The organism is Streptococcus sp. 32226D021BW (assembly GCF_053545015.1).
Genome location: NZ_JBPPVC010000034.1, coordinates 1 through 1,534 on the forward strand (window position 1 = coordinate 1; position 1,534 = coordinate 1,534).

Sequence of the window (1,534 nt, forward strand, 5' to 3'; positions counted from 1 at the left end):
CCCTTAACGATCCCAAAACTTGCCGAATGGTCGGCTTAATAGCTCACGCTATGCCGACATTCGTCTGCAAGTTTAGTTAAGGGTTCTTCTCAACATCAATAAATTTTCTCGGCATAAATGCGTGCTTAAATTATGTATGTACCTATCCTTCGAATAAAAACCTAATCAAGCAATGAATAAATAATTATTATCCTTTGCTTTCATTCACACCATATTCAATACCTTAATTCTAAACATCTGAAATAATACGGATTTTTAAACATAATAAATTTCGTGACTATCTTAGTTAGGCTCTATTTAATTAAGATTTTTTATTTTGCATTGTCCAAGGGTCCAAGGGTGCACTTACACACAACATGAAGTTGTGTTGTGCTAAACCCATCAAAACCTGTATTAGATTTCGCTTTGCTCAAACAAAACTGACTTGCGTCAGTTTGGAACATTCAAAAATAAATAAGTTCAGTCGCTAGCTCCTTCGAACTTTTTTATTTTTGAACGTTAATTTTAAAGGCTCTCATTTGCGTTCTAAGCGATTTTAGCTAACAGTTAGCTATCTAACTGTCTGTCAACGGTAAATCGACTTAGAGGGGCTTATTGAGCCTTACAGGCGATATTAGCCCCTCTTGGAGGCTTTAAGGAGTTGATAGACTAGACAATACCAAAAGCCTGACGTCTTGGAAAACAAGCCCTTGTTTTCCCGAGCCCAGCGGCGGCAAGCGTTACGATCCAGCTGGTTCAGCTGGTCAGTGTGGCTGAAAGCCACGGTTTAAAAAAAGCAGTTCAGCGGTTTTTGCTGATCTGCTTTTTGGGGTTTAAAAACGCCAATTTTTGGCGTTTTCTTCTTATCTTGATACTATTAGCAACAACTAGTTTTTTAAAATCAAGCTTGATTAGGCTTATATCCCTTGATATTACAGTGTTTTGTGATATTATGAGTTTATAAAATTAATATAAAATAAAAAACCCACGTGATATCTCTGATTTGGTCGTCCGAGCACGTGAGTTAATTATCATTCATAATTTGTAGTTATAGTTTAAGGAGAAAACCCTTTAATGTCAAGGCTTTAACCTTATTAAAAATGATAGTTAGCTCCTTCACGTGGTAAGCGGGAGGAGCTTTTTATGTCAGAAATTTTTGAAGATATTACAGATAATGGCAAAGTTAGACCTTGGCGAGAACGGAAGATTGAAAATGTCCGTTATGCCGAATATTTGGCAATCTTAGAATTTAAACGGGCACATGATATACGGGGTTGTGGCGAAGTTTTGCGTTTTCGCAAGATTGGTGATCATTTAAAGCTTTATCAAACGTGGTTTTGTCATAAGCGTTTGTGTCCGTTGTGCAATTGGAGAAAGAGTATGAAAAATTCGAGCCAATTAAAACAAATTATTGCGGAAGCAGTTGCAAGAGAGCCTAAAGGACGGTTTTTGTTTTTAACTTTAACCGTTAAAAACGCTCATTCAGCAGAGGAGTTAAAAGTGTCTTTAAGAGCTTTGACTAAAGCCTTTAATAAGCTAACTCGCTATAAAAAAG

The 1,534-nt window shown here is 36.6% G+C and carries 1 protein-coding gene; it reads left to right on the top strand.

The window, feature by feature from the left end; genetic code table 11:
• Window positions 1-1,122: 1,122 nt before the first annotated feature.
• The coding region (locus ACEE44_RS10300) for a protein rep (protein WP_449172162.1) at window positions 1,123-1,534 on the top strand (412 nt) is incomplete at its 3' end.